Annotated in this window: 1 protein-coding gene; it reads left to right on the forward strand. The window is 55.9% G+C overall.

Annotated elements, in window-relative coordinates; all coding sequences use genetic code 11:
* Positions 1-593 (forward strand): hypothetical protein (locus NZ772_19445; GenBank protein ID MCS6815731.1); only part of this gene is annotated, 593 nt, incomplete at its 5' end.
* Positions 594-753: the final 160 nt, after the last annotated feature.

Raw genomic sequence — 753 nt, forward strand, 5'->3', positions numbered from 1 at the left:
TTGAGTGTGCAACTGTGGGCACGCGCCTGCAGTTCGAGTTCTCAACCGTCAAGCTGCTGGATTTTGACGAGACCGAGCTGGAGCAGTCCGAGAATCCTTTCGCGTTGGTGATTTTGGCGCATCTGCGCGCGCTCAAGACGCGAGGCAAGCCCGATTTAATCATGCGCGAAAAGATTGCGCTTATCCGTGCCCTGCTGGAGAGAGGGTATACTCAAGAGCAGGTAATTCATCTCTACAAGGTGGTGGACTACATGATGACCTTATCGCAGGATTATGAGCATCTGGTGAAGCAGGTGGTGCGTAAGTTTGAGGAAGGACGTGAGTGGCCGCTCACGAGCCTCGAAGAATTGTCCATCGAGGAGGGCGCGCGTAAGGGCATTCAGCAAGGCATTCAGCAAGGCATTCAGCAAGGCATCGTCAAAGCCGCTATGCAGATCCTGCGGCAACGGTTCGGCGACTCCGCACAGCAACTGGAGCCGACCCTTGAGCAGCTTCAATCGCAGGAGGTTCTGGACAAGTTAGCGATACTGGCGATGGAATCGCCCACGCTGGAGGCGTTTGCTAAGGCGGTTCAAACGCCCCCTACTGAGTGAGGCGCATTTGCTTGCTCGCAGGTAGCCTTAGGTACAATCTTGAGGGGAGAACACACCATGAGGAGTCAACTTTACGCTAATCGCGCCGCTGGGCGCGCGTCGTGTTGGCTGATTGGCGGTCTGGGCTGTTTGGGCGTCGCTGTGATTGGCATTATCGCGA

This window comes from Cyanobacteriota bacterium (genome assembly GCA_025054735.1).
Lineage (GTDB): Bacteria > Cyanobacteriota > Cyanobacteriia > SKYG9 > SKYG9 > SKYG9.